This window comes from Algoriphagus kandeliae (genome assembly GCF_004571135.1).
GTDB lineage: Bacteria > Bacteroidota > Bacteroidia > Cytophagales > Cyclobacteriaceae > Algoriphagus > Algoriphagus kandeliae.
This window is the reverse complement of sequence record NZ_SPSB01000003.1, coordinates 566,726-590,584: the sequence shown is the minus strand read 5'-3', so window position 1 is coordinate 590,584 and position 23,859 is coordinate 566,726. Positions and strand designations below refer to the sequence as shown.

Below are 23,859 nucleotides of genomic sequence, written 5' to 3'. Positions count from 1 at the left end.
TCTCAATTTTCGAGGTGGCTTTTACAGCGTTTATTACTTAGTTATTTCTTGAATTTCCCCTTGAGCTACTGCTGGATCGAGTTGGGGCTTTTCTGCTAGAGCTGCTTCTGCTCGGAGTAGCTACTTTGGAACTGCCTTTACTCGAGGATTGTACCCGCGAACTACTTCGAGTAGGAGTTTGGGTTCTGCTGCTGCTTCTTTTTGGAGCCTCTACCCGGGTATTTCTACTGCTAGGGGCCTGTACTCGACTGCTCGAACGCTGAGGAGTGGCTTGCACATTTCGCTGTCTACTTGGCGCCGGAGCCTTGGTTACCGAAGAGCTACGGGTAGAAGGTTGTACCCTGCTAGAGGACCCGCTTCGGCTTCTAGTGGAATTGTCTGGTCTTACCGAACTTTCCCGGCTGCTTGGGCTGGATTGAACTCGGGTAGAGCGACTATCCTGCCTCGGAGCTTCGTAGGGTCTAGTCTCGAAGTTTTTGCTTGGAGAGCTTGATCTACCAGGCTGTACACTTCTGCTTGAGCTTCGACTAGGTGAGGCAGCCTGAGTCCGTGAGCTGGAATTTGATTCAGTTCTTACTCTCGGAGAGCTCTCCATCGTACGGCTTCTGCTAGGACTTGTGGCAGTCACAGATCTTCTGCTTCTTGCTTCGTTGGATTCAAGCACTCTTGAAGGTCTAGCTTCTGCAGTTCTGCTTCGACTGGATTGTAAATCAGGTCGATACATACTTACCCGGTTATTGGAAACTGCCACACGGCCAGGTCTTGCACTATTCTCTAGTCTATAGACAGGGACGTTTCTTCCAGTAACTCTACGGATTTCTCGGCTGCTAGGACCTGCCACATAAGTGTTGTTGTTATAGACCACGGTATTGTTGATCACGGTAGTTCTATTGATGATCTTGATTTTAGTACGGTGAGGAGCATAGTACCTCCAAGCGTAGAGATCGTAGATTCTACGCTGAGGGAGAAATACCCAATGAAAGCTAGGGATGCCTACTCGGACACTGATCGAAATCCTAGGTCCCAAAGGTGCCCAACCATAGTAGCCACCGCCTGTTCTCCAACTCACCCAAGCAGGACCCCAATCATAACCAGGAATCCATGCCCAGCTTTGGTAGAAGTCATCGTAATACCAGCGGCCGTAGTGGAAAGGAGCCCAGCCCCAATCATAATAAGAAACCCAGGTGTTTCCGAATTCGGTCATAGCCCAATGGCCATTGCTTGCATAAGGATGGAAGTCAGGACCCACAGCAGGTAACCAGATAAATCCATATCGGGCATCTTTTACCCAATCTCCATATGGCATTAATTCATCATAGAATACCTGAAAGGATACCCCATTGTAGTCGGCTGCTTTTGCGGAGGATAAGGATAGTAGACTCAGGGAAAAAATTCCCAACATGAGTGCAGCTGTCCATCGAGAGATAAGTTTGGTTTTCATGGTTTCGTTGGTTTAGTTGGACAAATAAATCGGGGCAGGTTTAGTGGCTGCTTCCGTTTCTTAGATGCAATTATTCTAAAAAAGGATGCATGCATACTAAAACTAAAATCAAGCCAAATTTCCAATCTTTATGAAAATCGATCTGATTTTAGATTTTTATTCGTAAAAAAATTAATAAAGGTTCGCTTATGAATTTTGATAAATCAAAAATAAATTCATTTTTAAATTAACTTTATTAAAAAAATTAAATAATCAAATTTAATGAATTTAAAAAAATTCAGGAAGGGATCTTTCCTTCGTCTAAAAACTATACGGAAAAGACCGTTTTTGCGGTCATTTCCTTTTTCTTAATTTTTTCTTAAAATTTTTTCTAAACCTTCCCTTTGGTGATTTCTTCCAAAGCCCAATTGGTCCAAGAAGCGCTGTGACCGGTACTAGGTGACTTGTCTTTACCCAATAAATCATCCACAATTTTTTGAATCAAAGGCTGTTGGATATGCTTGGGTAATTCAAGGTGAAAATGTTTTGGTTCCTCTCCATCTCGGAGAAGTGTAAACTCTCCTTTGCCAAAGGTCTCAAATTGAATCTGACCTTTGCTGCCATCAATAGTGATTTGATCAATTTGGGTTTCTTTGGCACTGGTAAAGCACCAGTTTCCGCTTCCCATGACTCCGTTTTCAAATGCATAGCTTCCTACCACCATATCTTCAGCCGGATATAATCTGGCTTGATTGGTAGCAAAACCAGAAGCATGGGTGATTTTTCCAAAAAAGAACTGAAGCAAGTCTAATTGATGGGATGCCAAATCATAAAAATATCCTCCTCCTGCTATCTCAGGAATGACTCGCCAGTTGTTCTCCAACTTGGCAATGATTTCAGGTTCAGCTTCTTGCTGCATTTGAATATGAACGGTCCTTATTATACCTATTTCTCCCCGATTTAAAAGCTCTTTAATTTTGACAAAATGAGGAAGTGCTCTTCGATAGTAAGCCACAAACAGGGGGACGCCCGCTTCTTCACATACTTTGATCATGGCTTCGCATTCTGAGAATGTTCTGGCCATAGGTTTTTCAACGTACACGGGTTTTCCGGCATTTGCCGCCATTTCTGTATAGGGAAGGTGCATGTAAGGAGGTGTGGCTATGTAAATAGCGTTTACTTCTGGATCTTCTATCAAGGACTTTGCATCTGTATACCACTTGGGGACTCCATGTCTTTTGGCGTAGTCCTTCACCTTTTCCTCATTTCTACGCATGACAGCTACCAAGCGACTATGAGGAACCAAATTCATAGCAGGGGCAGATTTGACTTCGCATACGTCACCAACCCCGATGATTCCCCAGCGGACTTCATCTTCCTTTGTTTTTTTCATGTGTTTATAATTGTTTTTCAAAGGTCACATGGAAGCTCGCAATCATAATCATCTCTCTGTGTATCGCTCGCTTCATGCTCGATTTCATGGATACAAAATAAAAATGACCCGGTAGATTTGGGCCATTTTGTCGTTTTTTATTGACTTGATGGAGTTCTTCGCTTCATGACCAAACTATCCGCAGGATAGGTGGCGGCTAAATAGGCCATTTGTTCCTTTGCCCAGTTGATTAAAACCTCCCGCTCCTCGTCAGTAAGATCAGCTTCCGGATGCAATCCGAAATAGGTATAAGACTCCAAAGGCATTTCCTTGCTTTCTACCGTTTCGATGACTTCTTCCAGTTTGTGGTTCTGGACAGCAAGGGGAAGCTTGGTAAATTCTGAAAAATTCAAATGTTGTTTTCCTTCTTGAACATGATCTGCCAGAAAGTATTTTACCGGTTGGATATTCGAATACCAAGGATAGCGGGTCAAATTGGTATGGCAATCATTGCAGGCACCTTTCATAATGGTGGCTACTTGGTCCGGGAGGTCATAGCTTTTGCTGATATCAAAAGTCTGATCATTGGACTCGTTTTTTTCGGCAGGGATGAATTGGATAGCTACCAAAATCAAAACAATCCCGATAGTGATTTTTTTCAACATAGTTTTAAAGGTTTGCTGGGTTGGATTTTATCTGCTAGTTAGACAATTTTTTTGAGCAAAGGATTAATCCCTTCATCGAAATCTTACTCCATCAATCACTAAACTTAGGCCTGCTTGAAAAACAACTAATCCAGCTGTCCCGTACCAAAACCAAGGATCTCCAGATAGTTTGTTTAGTCCTGCGTCTATGCACATAGATAGACCCGTTCCGGTCAAAAGCAATCCGGATACTGATTGAATAAACCAACGCTTTTTCGAGCTCATAATTTTTGATACCCTAGTTTAAAATCGATTGATCATGGACATGCCTGAATCCCGAAATTCATCCATTCGAGGAAGTTCATCTACAGCATCATCTAAGCTTATCCTTTTACCAATAAGTTTTTCAGGATTCAATTTACCCTGCAAAATCATTCGCATCAAGTCATCATAGGCATAAGCTTGCATTCCATGACTTCCTAGAATTTCCAGTTCTTTTGCGATTACCAAATGCATAGGAATAGGAGGATTTTCTTCGGTACCAGCCATTAAGCCAACTTGGATATGTTTGCCTCGTTTTCGCAAACTTAAAATGGAATTTGCACAGGTAATTCGACTTCCAAGCGCATCTACAGATACATGAACTCCGCCTTTCGTTAGTTCTTGGATTTGAGAAGCAATATCTCCCAATTTTCCATTGAGTAGGATGGATGCTCCGGCAACTTGGGCTAGGTTTAGTTTTACTTCAGAAATATCAACCGCAATCACTTTTGCCCCTAATGCTGAGGCAATCATAATGGCAGAAAGGCCGACTCCGCCACAACCGTGAATAGCCACCCATTCCCCTCCTTTTACCTGACCTTGAGCAACGATGGCTCTAAAGGAAGTGGCAAAGCGGCATCCCAAACTTGCAGCTGACTCAAAACTAACTGAATCAGGCAGCGCAACCAGATTGGTGTCTGCTCGATAAACAGCTACATATTCAGCAAAAGAGCCCCAATGTGTAAATCCGGGCTGAAATTGATTGTCACATATTTGCTGATTTCCACTTTGACAGGTTGGGCAAATGCCACAGGCACAAACAAAAGGAACGGTCACTCGCTCTCCGATTTTCCAGTTTTTTACTTCCTTTCCGACCTCTACGATTTCTCCGGCAAATTCATGTCCCGGAACATGTGGTAATTTGATATCAGAATCATGCCCCATCCAACCATGCCAATCACTTCGACATAAGCCTGTGGCCTTAACTTTTAAAACTACTCCGTCTTCGGGTGCGATAGGGTCGGTAACTTGAGTGATTTTTGGGACACTCTGGAAGGATTCGACAAGAAGGGCTTTCATCGGTTGAAGTTTTAAATTTTAAATCTCTCAAAAAAACACAAAAGAACCGTGAGCGTTTCCACCCACGGTCCAACTAATTGAGTTGTATGCACTGGAAGCTTTCAAGATAAATAGTTTGCCTACTACTCACTGAAAACTGCCACCTCTGGATTACACTTCAAAGCCTTGTCGGTATTGTCTTCCAACAAACTGATTGGCTTCTTCCAAGTTGGTGATTCGCATGTTTTCACCATCCCAAAGGAGTTTTTTCCGTGCAAAGAATTCTTGGCGTCCCTGAGCATTTTCTCTTCGGAGCATGTAGCTTCTGATCGCCAAGTTACCCATCAACACAGTCTCGGTCATTGGGCCTGCGTAATCGAAGGATGAAGTGAGTCCTTGGTGCTCTGGTGAATTGAACCCAGCCTTACATGCTTCCACCCAAAGTCGCTGATGGCCATATTCCCGCTCGAATCCTTCTTCGCTTTGTGGGCCTTCTTCTTTTGTACCGTCGTTCAAATACAGCTTTGGCATCAAAGGCGAAGAGTCATTGATGTTGGTGGAAATGATTCCCTTTTCTCCGATGATTAAAACCCCATTTGCAGAATTGGCTCCTCCTATGTCGTCATTTGCAGGGATAATATCCGGGTGCGCTGGACGAATTCCTCCATCCATCCAAGTCATTTCAATTGGGGATTTGCTCTTGCTGGTTGCATCAAAATGCAGGGTTATGAAAGAAGATGCTGGACAACCTTCCGGATGATAATCTGGAGTCCACATCTGACTGAATACAGAGCCTACGCTACATTCTGCATCTTTTGGATAATGAAGTCCTAATGTTCTGAAAGGAATATCAATTAAGTGACAACCTACATCTCCCAAGGCTCCTGTTCCATAATCCCACCATCCTCTCCAGTTGAATGGATGGAGGTTTGGTGTAAATGGGATTTCAGGCGCAGGCCCTAACCAAAGGTCCCATTCCAAAGCATCCGGTTTGGAACTTGGATCGGCCTTTGGAAAAGCTCCTCCTTGAGGCCAAACAGGACGATTGGTCCAGATTTGTACTTTGGATACAGCACCGATTCTATCCTCATCAATCCACTGTTGCACCAATTTCAGCAAAGGATTTGACCCGCCCTGATTTCCCATTTGGGTAACTACTTTTTGGGTTCGGGCCATTTCGGTAAGCATTCTTGCTTCTCGAATATTATGTGTCATTGGTTTTTGTACATAGACATGTTTGCCTCGCTCCATGGCGTATTTGGCGGCAGGTCCATGGACATGGTCCGGAGTGGAAATAGTCACTGCATCAATATCTTTTTCCTTATCCAACATTTCCCGGTAGTCTGCATAAAGCTTTGCTGTAGGGAATCGCTCTACCGATTGTTTGGCAGAACCTGAGAAGTCCACATCACAAAGAGCGACCACTCGTTCTCTTCCGCCTACTGATGCAAGTTCAATATCACTGGCCCCTTTTCCACCTGCACCTATCGCTGCAAGCACAAGTTGATCAGATGGAGCTGTGAAGCCTACACCGCCAAGAACATTCCTTGGCACGATAAAAAAAGATGAAGCAATGGCTGCATTTTTTATAAATTCTCTTCTGGACTGTCCAGAATTGGGATTTTCGGGTTTTTTCATCATTGATGTTATTAGGGTTTAAGAGTCATTTTGATTGAATTCTTAAGATAATTCCTCCTTCTTAATTTCTGAAACTTTATAATTTAAATAGTTTATGAGAATCCCTTTATTTCATTTCGAAATGATAAAAATTATCTAGTCTATTTAGGGTTGGCTACCATACTTGTTCAACAAATTCCAAGAAAATACTCCAGTCCCCCCAAGTAAGACCATGTTCTCCTTCCCTGATATGGTATCCTAGAGTTTTGGAGTGGACCGGACCTTTGAGTTCTTCAAATGAAAGCTTAAATGGACTTTCTTGGTCATAAATCCTTGAAAAAACCTGGCTTCCTATTTGAAGACTAAGATATTCACCTTTGGGATCGGCCCATTGATCGTCCTTTGAACTTGCAAAATAGACGGCCCTTGGAGCAATCAAAGCTGGAAGCATGTGCTGATCTAGGGGAAGTGATTCTTCGGCACCATTGTATTTTTTGAAATTTTCTGCAAACCAATGCGGAAAAGCATTATTAATGATCTCAACGGTTTCTCCAAATTTTCTTTTTGAAAGAGCTGCTCCACCGCAGCCTGACTCATTAGCATAGGTGATCGCCCAGCGTGGATCATTGGCAGATGTCCAAAGGGCAGATTTTCCAGACCTGGAATGTCCTACCAAAACGGATTTTTTTGCATTGATTGCCTCATGCTGCTCAAAATAATCCATTGCTCTCATAGCTCCCCATCCCCATGCACCGAGGGCTTTTAGTCCATCTTTCTTATCCAGCTGCTCAGGATAAAGGTTAGTCAAAATGCCACCGGAGAACCTTTGGATGTCATCTGGTGCCACTGTCTCTGCATGAAATGAAGCTGTAGCAAATCCCTTTTGGATCAATTCGGCGACAGGCCAATAGCCCTCTTCCGCCAAGGAACCATCTTCTGCCTTTTGTCTATGGTTTATTAGCAAAATTATAGGGGCAGGCTCTTCCATTTCTTTGGGTAAAAAAACATTTAGTCTCATGACGTGCGTTTTCTCACCGCGCCGGATTTTAATATCAACCTCCTCAAGGTTAGCGATCAAATCAAATTGATGATTAGACCTTTTGGTGACTTCAAAACTTATCTCGTCAAAATCTTTAGGGATTTGACCATACACCTCTGTTTGAAATAGCCTAAAAATCTCGGGTTTTCGAATAGCCTCCCATTTCTCACGAGAATCGATAACCTCTCCTTTTTCGCTAATAAAAAGTGAAGGCAGATGAAGGGCAGGAACCTTACTTTCGTCATAGTTAACTTGAGATTGAGCCATGGTTTTAGTGAATATAATTAAAATACCGAGTGCTAGAAATTTCCAAAGAGCCTGCATCTTTAAAAAGGTTTAGTTACTGGCTGCTTCGGCTCTCGATGGTTCAAAAGGCTCATAAGGATAGTCGGTAGGGAGGACTTCAATCCCGGAGGTTACCTTGAGTGGCGTTTCCCCAGCAAATGTCAGTTCCACAAAGTATCCTCGAAATCCTTCATCAGGTTCCTGCATGACTACCTCCAGTTCTCCACTTGCAGGCATAGGGATTTCTTCAGCTACCCAGTTGGGTCCAAATTCATCCACCCGGAAATCTCTGGCAAGTGGGTTGTAAGCCGACCAGAGTTTGACGGAAATAGGCATCTTTTCAGGGTCTACTTTTACATGGATTTTATTTCCTTCCACAGTCCAGCTATAGTCTGGTCTGCTTGAATTTTCTAGAATGGAGTTGTAAAAAGAAATTAGGTTGGGTAAGGCATCGGATTCACTCAAGTCATGTCCAAAATTTGGTACATATTGGATATGCTTTTCTCCCTTAAGATCATTCCAGTAAAATTCCCAGCTATCTGGCTGAAAAAATTGATCTCCTGCGGCATTGATTAAGAGTTTTGGGATTTCCAGTTCTTCTACAAAAGAGTAAGGTTCGGTGAGTTCGAGCATGCGATCAAATTCAGGCGTGCCCATCCAATTCATCACTCCTTCCCGAACATAATCCGTAACTGCTGGGGCCCAAAAACCATAATTTCTCCAATGATGCATAAAGGAAGGTTCAATATTTAATAAGTCAATCACGACTGGAGCCATTGCAATAACCCGATCATCGGCAGCAGCAGTCGTCCAAGTAGTCCAACCTCGCTTGGAAGCTCCCGCCACAAAAAAGTTTTTCAAATCCTTATTGTAATTTTCTTTGGCCACTTCCTGTACGGCATCCATGGCAAGTTTGACAGCTTTGGTCATCGGGAATCTAGCTAACCAAATAGCATCCTCATCCTTTGCACCACCTTCCATGAATTTTCGCCAGCCATAAGCAATGATGGCATCCTCATAGCGTTCCCCAAAAGGATCATTGGCAAATGTCAAAGGCTGAAATGGGACATTGTGAATTTCCGCAACGATGGAGTTGGTTTGAGCCGCTGCAGCTTCCAGAAGAGGAGAGGGGCTTTGAGGCATTTCAGTACCTCGGCTTCCTCCACCTATCCACATCATTCCTGTATCGTGAGGGCTATTTTTTGGGATAATTACTGAAACCCAATGCCACCACAAGGTCTCATCGACAATACTATCTGCAAGCCATCGCTGGGAATACATTTTCAAGACATGGAAATCTGAATTTTCTCCTGAAACGGAATGAACAATCTCATAGCTAAAATCGGGTGAAGGGGATTGTACATATTCCCTCAATAAATTCTCAGACTTTGATTCAATGGCCGATTCACTGGTTTTGTCAGAGGTTTGAGTTTGGCAAGCGAAGGACGCGATAAGCCAAACTAATGCAAGTAGAAGGTTAATTCTCGGGTTGGATTGTTTCATGGTTAGGGCTGGTTGGTGTAATTATTTTGTAAAAACTAATAATTTTAATTTCGGACGGCAAGATTGCTGCCCAAAAGCTTCAAGGAATTTGAAAAATATTTACACCATGCAATTGAAAATTAGACTTTTAATCCTTTTTATAGGTTGGTTTGGGATTGTTTCTGCTCAGGAAATCCGTTCTCCGAATGGGGAATTAAAACTCGCTTTTGGACTTGATGCGAGCGGAACCCCAACCTATCAGCTATCCTATAAAAATCAAACTGTTATTCAGTCTAGTCGTTTGGGTTTTGATTTGAAAAATGACACCCTCGATTTAATTCAAGGTTTTCGGGTTGTGGACTCGGAGGAATCATCTCATGATGAAACCTGGCAACCGGTATGGGGAGAGGAAAGCTTGATTCGCGATCATCATCAAGAATTGTTGGTTCATTTGGAGCATTTGGGAAGTAAGCGGAAAATGGATATTCGCTTTCGCTTATTTGATTCGGGATTAGGTTTTCGATATGAGTTTCCTGTTCAGGAAAATATGGGGCACTTCGTAATCACTGAAGAACTTACTCATTTTGCGATGAGTGGAGATCATACCGCATTTTGGATTCCTGGAGATTACGATACACAGGAATACGATTACATAGAATCCAAACTTTCAGAAATCCGAGGATTGATGGAAACTGCCATCACACCGAATGCTTCACAAACTCCTTTTTCCGAAACGGGTGTACAAACTGCCTTGATGATGAAATCCGAATCTGGCTTATACATTAATATCCACGAGGCAGCTTTGATTGATTATCCAGCCATGCATTTGGAATTGGATGATGAGCGGATGGTTTTTGTGAGTCATTTGACACCGGACTCCCAAGGTGATAAGGGATATTTGGTAACCCCAGCGCAATCTCCTTGGCGATCGGTGATCGTAAGCGATGATGCTCGAGAAATTTTGGCCTCTCGAATTACCTACAACCTCAATGAGCCTTCAAAAATCGAAGATACTTCATGGATCAAACCGATGAAATATGTCGGTGTTTGGTGGGAAATGATCACTGGACAGAGTACCTGGTCTTATACTGATGAACTCAAGGCAGTCAAATTAGGAGTGACTGATTTTTCCAAAGTCAAACCTAATGGCAAACACGGTGCTACCACGGAAAATGTGAAAAAGTATATTGATTTCGCGGCTGAACATGGTTTTGACGGAGTGTTGGTTGAAGGTTGGAATATTGGTTGGGAAGACTGGTTTGGTAACTCCAAAGATTATGTTTTTGATTTTCTGACTCCTTATCCGGATTTTGATTTGGAAGGGATTGCTACCTATGCTAAAGAAAAGGGAGTCCAAATGATTATGCATCATGAGACTTCTTCTTCTGTTCGGAATTATGAGCGCCACTTGGATGATGCTTATCAGTTAATGAAAAAGTATGGCTATCCAGCTGTAAAAAGTGGCTATGTTGGAGACATCATCCCTCGTGGAGAATATCACTACAGTCAATGGCTGGTGAATCATTATCAGTATGCGATAGAAAAAGCTGCCGAGTACCAAATCATGGTTAATGCCCACGAGGCAGTTCGACCTACAGGAGTGGCTCGCACCTGGCCAAATCTCATTGCCAATGAATCAGCGCGAGGAACCGAATATCAGGCCTTTGGAGGTAGCAATGCAAATCATGTGACCATTCTCCCATTCACCCGCCAAATTGGTGGACCGATGGACTATACACCAGGGATTTTTGAAATGGATGTATTTAACGGCTCACATGTGAATAGTACGCTGGCTAATCAATTGGCTTTGTATGTGACGATGTATTCCCCACTTCAGATGGCTGCGGATTACCCAGAAAATTACATGCGATTCCCAGATGCTTTTCAGTTTATCAAGGATGTGGCTTTGGATTGGGAAAATAGTCTGTATTTGGAAGCTGAACCCGGCTATTATTTGACCATCGCCAGAAAGGCAAAGGGTACAGGAGAATGGTTTGTGGGGAATGTGAATGGATTCGAGGGCAGAACAGGGGAGGTCAAATTTGATTTTTTGGATGAAGGCAAAACTTACCTAGCTGAAATCTATGCAGATCAAATGGATGCCCATTATAAATCCAATCCCCAAGCCTTTGAGATTCGAAAGGTTTCAGTGGATTCAAAATCAGTTTTGAAGCAATATTCCGCTCCGGGTGGTGGTTATGCTATCCGAATTCGGGAGGTGAGTAAGGAAGAACTCAAAGGGGTTAAGAAATTGAAATAATCTAGTAGGGGCTGTACCCTAAACGCATTCCATTTCATTAGCAAAGTCGAAATATCTTCTCCAATTAAAATAGACTTCGACTCCGCTCAGTCTGACAACAAATTAAAAATTGAGATAGCCTCTTTTTCTTTCCCAAAAAAGGAAAAGCCGCAGTAATTGGGTAAATTCCAGTATTGCATCTCAATTCACATGAAGCAGCTTAGCGAAAATTCGATTCGGGTTTTGGAAGAGCGATACTTGGTCCAGGATCATTCCGGAAAGGTCATTGAGACACCGGAAGAGATGTTTCTTCGAGTTGCTAAAAAAGTAGCAAGTGCTGAATTAAAGTGGGGGAAGCAGAAAGACGCAGACTATTGGGAAGGACAATTTTTTAGAATGATGTCAGAATTGGATTTTCTACCCAATTCAACGACACTGATGAATGCCGGAACCGGATATGGGCAATTGAGTGCCTGTTTTGTTTTGCCTGTTCGAGATAGTTTAAGCGGAATTTTCGACACCTTGAAGATGGCAGCCTTGGTACAGCAAAAGGGTGGAGGGACTGGCTTTAATTTTTCAAAGCTCAGGCCTAAAGGGGATAGAGTTAGTAAGCATGGAGGTACATCCTCCGGTCCGGTTTCCTTTTTGGAGCTCTTTAATTTTTCCAGCGACCATGTCAAGCAAGGAGGAAAACGCTTAGGAGCGAACATGGGGATTATGAACGTTGATCATCCCGATATTTTTGAGTTTATGCGCTTAGGATCAAAGGAAAATCGGGTCAGACACTTCAACTTATCAGTAGGGATTACGGATCAGTTTATGAAGCACCTTGAAACTGATAAACCCTGGAGTCTTATTAATCCCCGCACCCAGAAAGTTTTGAATAAGGTTTCTCCCAAGGCAATTTGGGAGGAGCTGATCTTTGGAGCTTGGGAGTCAGGAAATCCCGGTGTCATCTTTTTGGATACTATCAATTCAAAAAATCCTACTCCAAACCAAGGTGAAATTCAGGCCACCAATCCCTGCGGGGAAGTTCCGCTGCTTCCTTATGAGTCCTGTAATTTGGGATCGATAAACCTTACCCATTTCATCAAGTCGGCAAAAGGGAAGTCGATACCCGATTGGGAAAGGATAGGCGAAATAATTCCCATGGCAGTTCGCTTTTTGGACAATGTGATTGAGGTCAATCATTTCCCCAATTCAAAAATTAAAAAAGCCACGCTTTCAAATCGAAAAATCGGTTTGGGTGTGATGGGATGGGCTGACTTTTTAATTCAACTGGGGATTCCATATGGAAGTCAAGAAGCGGTGGATTTAGGAGAGGAATTGATGCGTTTTATAAATGAAAAAAGTCACCTCGCTTCACAGGAGTTGGCTAAGAAAAGAGGCAGTTTTCCTAATTGGGAAGAAAGTGTGTTTGCCCCTCATACCCCTATCCGGAATGCTACTTTGACTAGTATTGCTCCTACAGGAACCATCTCCTTGATTGCAAATACTTCTTCCTCCATTGAACCATTATTTGCTTTGGCTTTTGAAAGGAGAAATGTTTTAGGGGAAGAAACTTTACAGACTATTCAGCCTCAAGTATTAAATTTTCTCCAAGAAAAAGGGTTGCTCTCAGAAGAATTAAAACAAAAAATCGCCGAAGATGGGACTTGTGCTGATAGTCATGAATTGAGTGAAAAGGATAAAGCTATTCTACAAACCGCAACAGAAATCGACCCCATTTGGCATCTAAAGCATCAGGTGGCCTTTCAGAAGTTTACCGATAATGCGGTTTCAAAAACCATCAATTTGCCCGCCTCTACCAAACCTGAAGATATCGGGGAAATATATCTTCAAGCTTGGAAAGAAGGGGTAAAGGGTTTAACTGTTTTTCGAACAGATTCAGGAAGGGAACAAATGCTTTATCCCGGTCTCAAAACTTTTAAGGATAAAAGCTTTCCTTGCTGAGCCTATCTAATTATTAATGGCAAAGTGACCTTTGACCATTTCCAAAAGCTGATTGTAAGTCATTTTATCAGCGTCCTTCATCAAAATTTTCATCTCGATAAACTTTTTGTTATCTCGAATTTGCTTGAAGAACTGTGCTTTTGTGATTCCAGGTCCTATCAATAATAATTCCTCAAGTCCCAATACTTTCCCCTCGAGTTCCTTGAAATATTTGTTCAGTTGGTCCCGCTCCTGATTGTTTTTCTTGTTTTCATTGTTGGAAGGACCACCTTGGGAATTCATAAATCGGGTCTTATCACTTGTTTCTCCTTCAAACCTTACCTGGTTTTCTATAGGGGATTCGATTTCTTCCACCACGAAGGGATGGTCTGGTAAGTAACCAATTAATATTGCATGACTCTGGTCCAACCACATGCATGCTTTATGGGGCATTAGGGTTTCCATGGCTTTTTAGTTTTTTAATTGTTACACATATTGGTCCCGTAGTGGATTTTCATCCTAAATAGTGGGATCCATATTCTTGTTCATATTTCCTCATGAATTCCAACGTTTCCTCATCATTGAGATTTGAAAAACGTTCGTATCCCTGAGACACCGCCCGGAAGTCTTCCGGGATCTCTAAAATCAAGACTTTATCAGCCATTTTTACAAGTTGTTTTGCAGCATCTATTCCCGAAATGGGAGCGGCTACAATCAACTTTTTGGGATGTTGATTTTGGCAAAGTTTTAGGGTAGCAAAAAGCGTCGAACCAGTCGCAATTCCATCATCAACTACGATCACGGTTCGATCTTTAAGGTTTGGAATAGGTTTACCATGCCTTAGTAATTGTACCCTTCTCTTGATTTCTTCTTTTTCTTTGTTTTTTACAAATTCTAAATCATCTGCACTTATTTCTGATTTTGCCCAAGGAGATAGGTAATAACTCCCATCCTCAGCAATAGCGCCCATGGCAAATTCAGGCTGTTGGGGATGACCCAGTTTTCTGGAAATAATGGGGACCATTTCTGCATGCAGTTTTTGGGCTACATAGAATGCCGTTTCGATACCTCCTCGTGGAATACCTATGACAATTGGATTGTCTTTTTGATAGGAAAGCAATGCTTCTCCTAGCTTTAGTCCGGCATCTTTTCGGTCCTTAAACATCCCCCTGAGATTTAGAAAACACTTTCTTATTTCTATCCGCATTCGCTCTTCCCTGGAGCACCTTGAATATCCAATCTTTTGATTCTTCCGCCACTTGTTCGAGTTTTCCCGGTTCTTCAAAAAGGTGGCCTGCTCCCGAGAGGATTTTTAAATCATTTCCTTCAGGAAAGTGCTTGTAACAAGCTTTGTTGAGACGTAGAACTTCCTGATCCAAACTGCCCACAATCCATAACATGGGGCAGCTTACTTCCGGGATATAATCCACGGCATAATCCAGCCTGCCTCCCCGCGAAATGATTCCATAGATTAGAGGTTTTAATTTTGTTGCAGCGGTGACTGCAATTGCCGCTCCTGTACTTCCTCCAAAGAAAAATACAGGCAATTTGCTTAGCGAAGGCTTTGCAAGAAGTGATTTTGTTAGTTCAACAAGTCGGTCTGCAAAGCGAGAAATATTGAACTCTCCTTTCTCTTTTTCAAGGGGAGTAGATAAATCAAGGAGAAAGGTGGCTATCTCATTCTTATTAAAAAATTGAGCAATAAAATTATTGCGGGGACTAAACCTGCCACTTCCACTTCCATGGGCGAATAGCACCAAGGCTTTGGGTTGGTCGGGAATAGCCAGTTCCCCTTCCACCATTACATCCGCCAACCTGATTTTTAAGATCTCCTTCATAGCTTTTCAGGTTTTATTCACTATGGAAGGAAATTCTTTTAAAGATGAAATCCTATGATATTCATCAGCAAATGGAATACTGGAGTCTTTTTATTTTCAAAAAATCTGACTCATCTCCATTTGATGTTTTTAAATATAATTTGCCGATACTTATCTCTTTCATAAAGTATCCCTAAAGTGTTGTCATCTAATTTCACTAGGTCAGAATAGGCCGTCCAAGGTAGTTTTTTCGGGTCGGTACTAAAGTCTATTGGAATGATATGATCCCAGGTTTTACCCTCATCATAGCTGATTTTGATGGTTAGGTAGTTGCGTTCCAGAGGGTCGGCTGCATTAGAGTGGGCTAGAATGGTTTTTCCCTCTTTTTCCCCAATATCTAAAATTGATCCTTGGCAAACAGGGTCAGGCAGTTCCTCTTCAAAATAGGCTTCAACCCATGATTTTCCCCCATCGGAAGAATAGGCCAGAATGCGCTGACGAATATCTCCTTTTTGATTTCGAATACTCATAATCATTCGTCCATTAGAGAGTTCAGCTGCAATGGATTCATTACTTCCTGGGATTTCTACAGATTCTGAAATCCCAAAACTTTTTCCGCCATCATCGGTGAAAAATCCATGAGCCTGATAGTCTGACCAATCTTCTTTAGGATTTCCGGTGGAATGATTCGCTGCAACAAATATTCTACCCTTATGAGGACCGCTTTGAAATTGGAATGCATGGCCGGGCGTATTTGCATAGTGGCGCCAGTCTTCCGGGTTTTTGTAAAAAGGATTGAAATCTGGGTTGTTGGGTTTGTGTACCTGTTGGGTGATATTTTCCGGTTCGGTCCAAGTTCTTCCCAAATCAAAGGACTTGATCATCCAAACTTCCCGAACCCCTCTATTCATTCGTACATCATATTCATGATTATTCCCTGTGTTGTAAAACAGGAAAATTACCCCTTCTGGATAATTTGGGTTTAATCGGTCGACTACTGGAGCTGGATTTCCGGCCTGAAGGCTGTCATAATCAATCAAGGTTTGCAAAGGGGACCAAGTATAGCCTCCATCCAAGCTTCGTTTCATCACCAAATTGACATCACCAAAATCATCACTGCCGTTGACTCGTCCTTCTGCAAAAGCCAAGAGTTCGCCATTGGGCAGAGAGATGATGGCGGGAATTCTATAGATGGCATGTCCTTCTTTGCCTGCCTCGAAGACCAAAGTTTCCTGGGCTTTGATTCCTTGGGAAAGAAGAAGAATGATAAAGAATGAAATCAGGTTTTTCACTAGGTCTGTTTTGGGTTTATTGATTGACCTTATTTTTCTTCGAAATAGCGCTTAAGGGTGTATTCAGGTTGCCATTGGTCCGGCTTCCGTTTGAGTGTGTCGGGATAGTAAGCCATGGGTTTGATTACAGCAGCGGTAAAGGAAACGGTATCTCCAACAGCCTTTTGGCTTTCCTGAAGCAAAGAAATTAATCGATTTTTTTCGGAAGAGAAGATAGGGTTTTCTGCTAGGTTATTGAGTTCCAAAGGATCATGTTCCAAATCAAATAATTGGGTGTGATCCCGTTCAGGATATCTGATAAGTTTCCATTTGTCGGTTCTTACAGCTCGGATAGTATGTCTGTAGGCAGTAAATAGCGCATCTCGAACAGACTCTTTTTCTCCATGAATCACGGGAACAAGGCTTTTTCCATCCACATCTTCTCTTGGAGGTAAACCAGCTAATTCTGCCAGAGTAGGATACAAATCATGGATATAGGCAAAAGCATCTAATTCCTGATTAGAAGGAATCCCCGGTCCTTTGATGATTAAGGGGACCTTCATGCTGTGCTCGTAAAGACTTTGTTTCCCCAAAAGCCCATGACTTCCGACTGCCAAACCATTATCTGCAGCATAGACGATAATCGTGTTTTCCAATTTTCCGCTTTCGCGAAGCGCATCCAAAATTCTAGCTACCTGAGTGTCTAAATGGGTAATTAATGCATAGTAATCCGATAAAATCATTTGAATTACCTCAGGTCTCCTAGGCCAACCGGTGAGATTTTCATCCCGAACTGTCAAATGATCAAATTCAAAGGGATGGTATGGCATGTAATTTCCCGGCAAGGGAAGCGAGCCATCGGGGTAATAGTTAATATAATTTGCCTCAGGGGAATATGGGTCATGAGGGACAGTGAAGGCAACATAGCAGAAAAAGGGATCGCTGCTATCCTTTTGTGATTGAATAAAGTCAATAGCGGATTCAGCGAAAATTTCGGTGGAATAGCCCTTTTTGGTTGGCTCTCCCAACTTGCCATCTGCACCATAATTCCGCAAGTCTACTTCGTAATGATTTGCCATTCCTCCCAAGTACACATTGTTTGCTTGTTGGAAACTAGCCTCAAATGCCTCCTTCTCATTATGCCATTTTCCTGTTCCAAAAGTGGTATAACCTGCATTGGCAAAATCCATAGTCATGGTTTGGACACCATTTAATCGATCATACACCTTAAATAGGTTTTTTCCACTGAAGAGCATCGCACGGCTAGCCATGCAAATGGCTCCATGATTTCCACCCATCACATAGGCATTGGTAAAGCGAGTCCCTTCTCGGGCCAATTGATCAAGAGTTGGGGTCTGGATATAAGGATTACCAGCTATCCCAAGGGTTTCTGCTCGTTGATCATCTGCAAAAAGAAATAGCACATTGGGTTTTTGAGTTTCTGTTTTTTCGCTACAAGCCCAACTGAGGAAAAGGATAAGAATTGGAATGAGTTTTTTCATGGGGTGTATGTTTTTCCCAGATCGTTAGTCTGGACTTCTTTGATTTTCTGATTCAAAAGGGCCTTCATTTCTTCCACTTGGGATTGGAAATATTCATCAAAGGCAAGATTTTGATATTGACCGGGATCTTGCTCCATATCAAAAAGCTCCATTCCTTCCTCTGCATTTTTACCATATTGGATATAAGCCCATCGTTTTGATCGGATCAGGTAAGTTGAACCTCCTTGAGTGACAGAGAAAGTAAAGGATCTGACTTCTTGATCAGGATTTTGAAGAAGGGATTTAAGGCTTTTTCCTTGTAATCTTTTGGGGATTTCGAAATTCGTCAAATCCAAAAGAGTAGGGTACAAGTCCACTAGCTCCACAAAAGATTCACTTTTTCCTGAACTATACCCTGGGGCTTTAATGATAAAAGGTACTCGAACAGATTCTTCCTTTAGGGAAACTTTCATCCAAAAGTCATGCTCACCCAAATGGAAACCATGATCAGAGGTGAAGATGATAATGGTATTTTCTGCCAATCCGGCTTGCTTTAAAGCATCTATAATTTCTCCCACTTGAGCATCCATAAAAGAAACTGAGGCATAATAGCCTGCTATGGCTTTCTGCTTGTGGATATAGTTCATTTCTGCATTTTGGGTAGTTACATAGTTGATTCCTTTTTTCGGAATATCGTCCCAATCTCCTTCGATTACAGGTGGTGGAACTATGCTTTGCCAAGGGTAAGAAGTAAAATATTCTTTTGGAGCAACAAATGGAACATGGGGTCTAACCAAACCTACAGCTAAGAAAAAAGGCTGTTCTTTATTTTGTTTTTTTATAAGTTCGATTGCTTTTTTAGCCGTTTTTCCATCGGATTGGCTTAGATCTCCTCCCTCAGCTTGAACAATCGTCATGACGTTGCCACCTTTTCGCTCGATTTTTCCGTCAGGGTTATTTTGAACCAATTCGGCTAATCCTTCTGATTGCCATTCAGGTCCGGGAGAATTGAATCGCTCTACCCAGGATGCTGCATCGTCTTGGCCATCACTTCCTGTTTCGATATCAATAGGCACGCCCATGTGGAATATTTTACTTACCCGTGCCGTGTAATAGCCATTTTGTTTAAAAAACTCCGGGAGAGATGCACGGTCTGATCCTACATTTTCTCTCCCACTGGTATAGCCATAAGTCTCGGTGGCAGAAGGATAGTAACCAAAAAGGAAAGAAGCTCTTGAGGGACCACAGACGGGATATTGGGAATAGGCATTTTGAAAAAGCATGCTTTCTGAAGCAAGACGATCAATGTTTGGAGTTGAAACCAGCTTGTTTCCATACGCACCTATGGCCGTTTGATTCAGGTCGTCCGCGACGATCAGCAAGATGTTAGGTTGCTTGTTTTGAGCAAAAGAAAGATAGGAAAGTAGGAGAAAACTGTAGAAAAGCAGGTTCTTCATGGGCTGGAAATTCGGAAGATTAAGATAAAGGATTTTTCTCTTTCCATGTTCTGAAAGAGGCAGACAAGTAATTTAAAAATCTATTGTATTGATTTTTAACTGGTTATAATTCTCCGTTTAATTTTATTTAGATTTTTTCCAAATAAAGATTGTCTGGTATTGATTCGAGATTTAAGTTTACGTCATTATTTAAAATCAATCCAAATAAATATAAAGAATGAGATTTATTTATAGTTTCCTGATTTGCACTTTATTGTTTTCGGTGGAAGGTTTTGCACAAAAGAATATTCTGAAAGGAAAGATTTCTGACGAAAATGGTAATCCTGTTCAGGGTGCGTCTGTGTTGCTAGAAGGCACTGTTCGAGGAGTTCAGTCTGACTTGGATGGGGATTATGAATTGAAAGATTTCCCAAAAGGGACCTATCAATTGATCGTGAGTCTGGTAGGGTTTCAGAATTGGTCTCAAGAGTTTTCAATTGAGGAAGGCGAGACTAAGGAGCTGGATATTCTTTTGAAAGAAGATGAGTACTTGCTTTCAGAATTCAGTATTTCAGCCAGTCGTGGGATTTTGGGCCAGGGGAGACTTCCTGAAGTGTCTGATTTCCAGATTAATGCTGGGAAAAAGAATGAGGTGATTCGAATCGCTGAGATTGATGCCAATTTGGCGATGAATAATAGCCGTCAGGTTTTCGGAAGAACGCCAGGAATTTCCATTTGGGAAAATGATGGTTCAGGTATTCAATTGGGGGTGGCTTCCAGAGGTTTGAGCCCAAATAGATCTTGGGAGTTCAATGTCCGAATGAACGGATATGATATTACCCCAGATCCAATGGGCTATCCAGAAGCCTATTTCACGCCGCCTTTGGAAGTGGTAGAGCAAATCGAAATCATCCGAGGAGCATCTTCCTTGCAATATGGACCGCAGTTTGGCGGATTGATGAACTTTGTGCTGAGAAAGCCGGATAAGTCTACTCGATTTACAGCAGAGTCTATCAATACGGTAGGAAGTAATGGGCTTTTTAGCTCCTTTAATTATATCGGAGGAACAGAGGGGAAATGGAATTATACGGCTTATTACCAAAAAAGAAGAGGTGATGGCTGGAGAGAAAACGGTTTCTTCAATACTGATCACGCGCATTTAGAGGTCAATTATGCGGCAAGCAACAGATTGAAGCTTGGGTATGAAATGACCTACATGACCACCGAAACCCAGCAGCCAGGAGGTTTGACTGATGCACAGTTTGAGCAGGATTCTCAGCAAAGTTCACGTAGCCGAAACTGGTTCAATACACCTTGGTTTATTCCGGCTTTGTCTGCGGAGTATTTGGTTTCCCAAAACACCAAGTTGAGTTGGAAAGTCTTTGGAACTTTCGCAGAGCGAAATAGTGTAGGCTTCATGCGTCCGATCAATCAGGAAGATGATCTAGGAAATCGTCAAGTGGATCGAGACTATTACACGACATACGGTTCAGAAATCCGCCTTAGCTCATCCTATGAGTTGTTTGGTCAGGAACAGACCTTGATGACAGGACTTCGATATTTCAATGGAAACATTGATCGAAATCAGCGTGGGGTAGGAACTACAGGTTCTGATATGGACTTTTCCGTGGCAGAAGGAGACTTCAGTAGAAAGTTAGATTATACTAATAGAAACTGGGCAGCTTTTGCAGAGAATGTTTTCCGCTTCAATGAAAAACTGCTATTTACTGCCGGTCTTCGTGTAGAAAATATTCTTTCTGAAAATCAAGGCCAATTCAACGTAGTTAACGGAACACCACAGTTTTTGGAGCCTGTTTCCCGATCAAGAAGCTTTGTTTTGTTAGGTTTGGGAGCTGAGTACCATGTGGGAAAAAGCGCTGAATTCTACACGAATTTCTCCCAAGCTTATCGCCCTGTCTTAATTTCTGATTTGACACCTCCGGCTACTACAGATGTAATCGATCAGAATTTACAGGATTCAAAAGGGTATAATTTTGATTTTGGATTCAGAGGGTCGGTGTTTCCTTCCTTGAAGTTTGATATCGGATACTTTCGACTCAATTACCAAGACCGAATTGGTACTATTGCTCAGGCAAGAGAGGATGGAAGTATCTATCAGTTCCGTACCAATTTGGGGAATTCTATCAGTCAGGGATTTGAAGGATATGTAGAATTTGATCCGATTACTGCCATTTTTGAAAGTTCCCGATTCGGATACCTACACCTATTCGCTTCTCTTGCATTCATTGATGCGACTTATGGTGATTTCGAAATCACTTCTGTAAGTGATGGGGAGTTGGTGGTAAGAAACTTGGAAGGAAATCAAGTAGAAAATGCACCTAGAAAGATCAATCGATTTGGTGCGACTTACAGTTTAGGTAAGTTTTCCATGACTTGGCAATTGAGTGATATTGGGGAAGCATTTTCCGATGCATCCAACACTGTAACTCCTAATGCAGCCTCAACTGTTGGGTTGATTCCAGCTTATCAAGTTCAGGATTTATCTGCTTCTTGGAATATTTGGAAGCAGCACTCTATCAAAGCGGGGATTAACAATCTGACCGATGAGCGTTATTTCACAAGAAGAGCGGGAGGATATCCTGGGCCGGGAATTATGCCTGCCGATGGAAGGACTTTCTATCTCACCTTCGGTTTGAAATTCTAAGGCAAAAAAGTGGATAAAAGGTAAAGCCATTCTGATTTTCAGGATGGCTTTTTTGTTTGGCATTTTGTGGAAATTCTCCGAAAGGGTTTATTCCTGAGTTTAAGTTTTTTACATTTAATGCAAACCCCAGCTTTATGAAATCAATCTCAGCCCTTTTTGGAAGCATGATCGTATTGCTTTTTGCTTTTTCCTGTCAGCAAAAAAAAACTTCTGAGCGTCCCAATATTATTTTCATCATGTCTGATGATCATGCCTATCAAGCGATATCAGCTTATAGTGATCACTTGATCGAGACTCCCAATATTGATCGGATTGCTAAAATGGGGATGCTTTTCACCAATGCTACGGTCACCAATTCTATCTGTGCGCCAAGTAGAGCAACGATTTTGACAGGAAAGCACTCACACATCAATGGAAAGGTTGACAATCATTTTCCCTTTGATACAACCAATGTCACCTTTCCCCAACTTTTCCAAGAGGCTGGATATCAAACGGCCATGTTTGGTAAGCTACACTTCGGGAATAATCCCAAAGGCTTTGACCAGTTTAAAATTCTTCCAGGTCAGGGGAAATATTACAATCCTGAGTTTATCACCAAAAATGAAGGGAGAATTCAAGTAGAGGGTTATGTCACGGATATCATCACGGATATGACCTTGGACTGGCTACAGAATGAGCGAAAAGCAGAAGATCCCTTCTTGCTTTTTTATCTGCATAAAGCCCCGCATCGGGAATGGCTTCCTGCCGGTAGACATGTGGCCGAGTTTACTCAGCGAACATTTCCTGAGCCAGCTACTCTTTTTGATGATTATTCTGGCCGAGGCCGTGCTGCCAAAGAAGCGGAGATGAATTTGCTCAAAGACATGCACTGGGCAGGGGACTCAAAAATTACTCCCGAAGCGATGGATGAACTAGGCTTAGAACCCACTTCAGGTTGGGATAAGGCTGCCTTTGAAGGGGAAGTTGGCAGGATGAACCCGGAACAGCGAGCGGTTTGGGATGAGGCTTATAATAAGGTGATTGAAGACTTCAAGAAGGCCTATCCAAATATGAGTGAAGAAGATAAAATGAGGTGGCGATACCAGCGATACATGCAGGATTACCTCGGTACCATCAAGGCAGTAGATGAAAATGTAGGACGCGTTTTGGATTATCTAGAAGCGAATGACTTGATGGAAAACACCATCATTGTTTACACTTCTGATCAGGGTTTCTATCTAGGTGAGCACGGTTGGTTTGATAAGCGATTTGTGTACGATGAAAGCTTCAAAACCCCACTTTTGGTGGCTTGGCCTGGTAAAGTAGATGCAGGAAGCAAAACTGATGAGATGGTTCAAAATCTGGATTTTGCGCAGACCTTTTTAGCTGCTGCGGGAATTGAGGCACCGTCTGATATGCAAGGTGAGAGTTTGTTGCCACTCCTGACCGGAGAAGGAGAGTGGACACGGGACGCAGTATATTATCATTATTACGAGTATCCATCAGTCCATATGGTCAAGCGCCACTATGCGATCGTTACCAAGGAGTATAAGCTGACCCATTATTATTTTGATACCGATGAGTGGGAGCTGATTGATCGAATTAATGATCCCATGGAGTTGAAAAATGTCTACGATGATCCCGCTTATGCCGAGATTAAAGAAGAGCTGCATCAAAAATTGGACGGCTTAAGAGAAAAGTATGGAGACAACTCCCAGATTTCTCAACGATACTTACAAGAGTATTTGGATTATCTTCAAAAGAACAATTCCTACGCAGGGGGTAAAAACAAGGAATTGCTTGATAAAATATTTAAGGACAGAAAACTCAGCACCGAGCAGTAAGAAGCTCGGAAGATCA

18 protein-coding genes are annotated in these 23,859 nt (G+C 42.2%); 4 read left to right on the top strand and 14 right to left on the bottom strand.

Translation table 11 applies throughout. The annotated features are described in order from the left end of the window. Window positions 1–37: 37 nt before the first annotated feature. The 8 genes from E4S40_RS11125 to E4S40_RS11090 all read right to left on the bottom strand — a co-directional run bounded on the left by E4S40_RS11125 (window position 38) and on the right by E4S40_RS11090 (window position 9,200). Window positions 38–1,441, bottom strand: a complete 1,404-nt coding sequence (locus tag E4S40_RS11125) for a DUF6600 domain-containing protein (RefSeq protein WP_135074012.1) — start codon at window positions 1,439–1,441, stop codon at window positions 38–40. Between the two features lie 370 nt (window positions 1,442–1,811). Further along, window positions 1,812–2,813, bottom strand: a complete 1,002-nt coding sequence (locus E4S40_RS11120; protein WP_135074010.1) for a Gfo/Idh/MocA family protein — start codon at window positions 2,811–2,813, stop codon at window positions 1,812–1,814. 137 nt (window positions 2,814–2,950) lie between these two features. After that, entirely contained in the window at window positions 2,951–3,457 is a 507-nt protein-coding gene (locus tag E4S40_RS11115; protein ID WP_135074008.1) for a heme-binding domain-containing protein, read from the bottom strand. Between the two features lie 72 nt (window positions 3,458–3,529). Then, window positions 3,530–3,721: a hypothetical protein gene (locus E4S40_RS11110; RefSeq protein ID WP_135074006.1), complete on the bottom strand. Its 192-nt coding sequence runs from the start codon at window positions 3,719–3,721 to the stop codon at window positions 3,530–3,532. Between the two features lie 18 nt (window positions 3,722–3,739). Continuing rightward, complete coding sequence (locus E4S40_RS11105; RefSeq protein ID WP_135074004.1) at window positions 3,740–4,777, bottom strand: zinc-dependent alcohol dehydrogenase family protein; 1,038 nt, start codon at window positions 4,775–4,777, stop codon at window positions 3,740–3,742. 150 nt (window positions 4,778–4,927) lie between these two features. Then, a complete protein-coding gene (locus tag E4S40_RS11100) occupies window positions 4,928–6,394 on the bottom strand; it encodes a Gfo/Idh/MocA family protein (protein WP_135074481.1) in 1,467 nt (488 codons plus the stop codon). Between the two features lie 154 nt (window positions 6,395–6,548). Beyond that, a complete protein-coding gene (locus tag E4S40_RS11095; protein WP_237563181.1) occupies window positions 6,549–7,679 on the bottom strand; it encodes a glucuronyl esterase domain-containing protein in 1,131 nt (376 codons plus the stop codon). 69 nt (window positions 7,680–7,748) lie between these two features. Beyond that, complete coding sequence (locus E4S40_RS11090; RefSeq protein WP_135074000.1) at window positions 7,749–9,200, bottom strand: PhoPQ-activated pathogenicity-related family protein; 1,452 nt, start codon at window positions 9,198–9,200, stop codon at window positions 7,749–7,751. Between the two features lie 106 nt (window positions 9,201–9,306). Between E4S40_RS11090 and E4S40_RS11085 the strand changes: the two genes are divergently transcribed. Both E4S40_RS11085 and E4S40_RS11080 read left to right on the top strand, forming a co-directional pair. Beyond that, a complete protein-coding gene (locus tag E4S40_RS11085) occupies window positions 9,307–11,439 on the top strand; it encodes a glycoside hydrolase family 97 protein (RefSeq protein WP_135073998.1) in 2,133 nt (710 codons plus the stop codon). A gap of 189 nt (window positions 11,440–11,628) precedes the next feature. Further along, a complete protein-coding gene (locus tag E4S40_RS11080; protein ID WP_135073996.1) occupies window positions 11,629–13,371 on the top strand; it encodes an adenosylcobalamin-dependent ribonucleoside-diphosphate reductase in 1,743 nt (580 codons plus the stop codon). 6 nt (window positions 13,372–13,377) lie between these two features. Here E4S40_RS11080 and E4S40_RS11075 read toward each other — a convergent pair whose 3' ends face one another. From E4S40_RS11075 to E4S40_RS11050, 6 genes are all read right to left on the bottom strand, one after another. After that, window positions 13,378–13,815 carry a hypothetical protein gene (locus E4S40_RS11075; protein WP_135073994.1) on the bottom strand — a complete coding sequence of 146 codons (438 nt, stop codon included), beginning with the start codon at window positions 13,813–13,815 and terminating at the stop codon, window positions 13,378–13,380. Window positions 13,816–13,864: 49 nt separating this feature from the next. After that, window positions 13,865–14,515, bottom strand: coding sequence for a phosphoribosyltransferase (locus tag E4S40_RS11070; protein WP_135073992.1), 651 nt, complete (start codon window positions 14,513–14,515; stop codon window positions 13,865–13,867). Further along, window positions 14,508–15,188: an alpha/beta hydrolase gene (locus E4S40_RS11065; RefSeq protein WP_202615361.1), complete on the bottom strand. Its 681-nt coding sequence runs from the start codon at window positions 15,186–15,188 to the stop codon at window positions 14,508–14,510. Before E4S40_RS11065 ends, E4S40_RS11070 begins: the two co-directional genes overlap by 8 nt. A 110-nt stretch (window positions 15,189–15,298) precedes the next feature. Continuing rightward, window positions 15,299–16,459: a sialidase family protein gene (locus E4S40_RS11060; protein ID WP_237563180.1), complete on the bottom strand. Its 1,161-nt coding sequence runs from the start codon at window positions 16,457–16,459 to the stop codon at window positions 15,299–15,301. A 29-nt stretch (window positions 16,460–16,488) separates the two neighbouring features. Next, window positions 16,489–17,940 (bottom strand): sulfatase-like hydrolase/transferase, encoded by a 1,452-nt coding sequence (locus E4S40_RS11055; RefSeq protein WP_135073990.1) that lies wholly within the window; start codon window positions 17,938–17,940, stop codon window positions 16,489–16,491. Beyond that, window positions 17,937–19,376, bottom strand: coding sequence for a sulfatase (locus tag E4S40_RS11050; protein WP_135073988.1), 1,440 nt, complete (start codon window positions 19,374–19,376; stop codon window positions 17,937–17,939). Before E4S40_RS11050 ends, E4S40_RS11055 begins: the two co-directional genes overlap by 4 nt. Before the next feature lie 217 nt (window positions 19,377–19,593). On the opposite strand from E4S40_RS11050, the gene E4S40_RS11045 reads away from it, so the two are divergent. Both E4S40_RS11045 and E4S40_RS11040 read left to right on the top strand, forming a co-directional pair. Continuing rightward, window positions 19,594–22,020, top strand: coding sequence for a TonB-dependent receptor (locus E4S40_RS11045; protein ID WP_135073986.1), 2,427 nt, complete (start codon window positions 19,594–19,596; stop codon window positions 22,018–22,020). A 134-nt stretch (window positions 22,021–22,154) separates the two neighbouring features. Next, window positions 22,155–23,843 carry a sulfatase family protein gene (locus E4S40_RS11040; RefSeq protein ID WP_135073984.1) on the top strand — a complete coding sequence of 563 codons (1,689 nt, stop codon included), beginning with the start codon at window positions 22,155–22,157 and terminating at the stop codon, window positions 23,841–23,843. Window positions 23,844–23,859: the final 16 nt, after the last annotated feature.

What these genes read in the sequence shown, in the direction of transcription:
- E4S40_RS11085 (WP_135073998.1), top strand. Translation starts at nt 9,307, where the DNA reads ATGCAATTGAAAATTAGACTTTTAATCCTTTTTATAGGTTGGTTTGGG.
- E4S40_RS11110 (WP_135074006.1), bottom strand. Translation starts at nt 3,721, where the DNA reads ATGAGCTCGAAAAAGCGTTGGTTTATTCAATCAGTATCCGGATTGCTT.
- E4S40_RS11065 (WP_202615361.1), bottom strand. Translation starts at nt 15,188, where the DNA reads ATGAAGGAGATCTTAAAAATCAGGTTGGCGGATGTAATGGTGGAAGGG.
- E4S40_RS11050 (WP_135073988.1), bottom strand. Translation starts at nt 19,376, where the DNA reads ATGAAGAACCTGCTTTTCTACAGTTTTCTCCTACTTTCCTATCTTTCT.
- E4S40_RS11055 (WP_135073990.1), bottom strand. Translation starts at nt 17,940, where the DNA reads ATGAAAAAACTCATTCCAATTCTTATCCTTTTCCTCAGTTGGGCTTGT.
- E4S40_RS11090 (WP_135074000.1), bottom strand. Translation starts at nt 9,200, where the DNA reads ATGAAACAATCCAACCCGAGAATTAACCTTCTACTTGCATTAGTTTGG.
- E4S40_RS11045 (WP_135073986.1), top strand. Translation starts at nt 19,594, where the DNA reads ATGAGATTTATTTATAGTTTCCTGATTTGCACTTTATTGTTTTCGGTG.
- E4S40_RS11105 (WP_135074004.1), bottom strand. Translation starts at nt 4,777, where the DNA reads ATGAAAGCCCTTCTTGTCGAATCCTTCCAGAGTGTCCCAAAAATCACT.
- E4S40_RS11080 (WP_135073996.1), top strand. Translation starts at nt 11,629, where the DNA reads ATGAAGCAGCTTAGCGAAAATTCGATTCGGGTTTTGGAAGAGCGATAC.
- E4S40_RS11100 (WP_135074481.1), bottom strand. Translation starts at nt 6,394, where the DNA reads ATGAAAAAACCCGAAAATCCCAATTCTGGACAGTCCAGAAGAGAATTT.
- E4S40_RS11120 (WP_135074010.1), bottom strand. Translation starts at nt 2,813, where the DNA reads ATGAAAAAAACAAAGGAAGATGAAGTCCGCTGGGGAATCATCGGGGTT.
- E4S40_RS11040 (WP_135073984.1), top strand. Translation starts at nt 22,155, where the DNA reads ATGAAATCAATCTCAGCCCTTTTTGGAAGCATGATCGTATTGCTTTTT.
- E4S40_RS11125 (WP_135074012.1), bottom strand. Translation starts at nt 1,441, where the DNA reads ATGAAAACCAAACTTATCTCTCGATGGACAGCTGCACTCATGTTGGGA.
- E4S40_RS11075 (WP_135073994.1), bottom strand. Translation starts at nt 13,815, where the DNA reads ATGGAAACCCTAATGCCCCATAAAGCATGCATGTGGTTGGACCAGAGT.
- E4S40_RS11115 (WP_135074008.1), bottom strand. Translation starts at nt 3,457, where the DNA reads ATGTTGAAAAAAATCACTATCGGGATTGTTTTGATTTTGGTAGCTATC.
- E4S40_RS11095 (WP_237563181.1), bottom strand. Translation starts at nt 7,679, where the DNA reads ATGGCTCAATCTCAAGTTAACTATGACGAAAGTAAGGTTCCTGCCCTT.
- E4S40_RS11070 (WP_135073992.1), bottom strand. Translation starts at nt 14,515, where the DNA reads ATGTTTAAGGACCGAAAAGATGCCGGACTAAAGCTAGGAGAAGCATTG.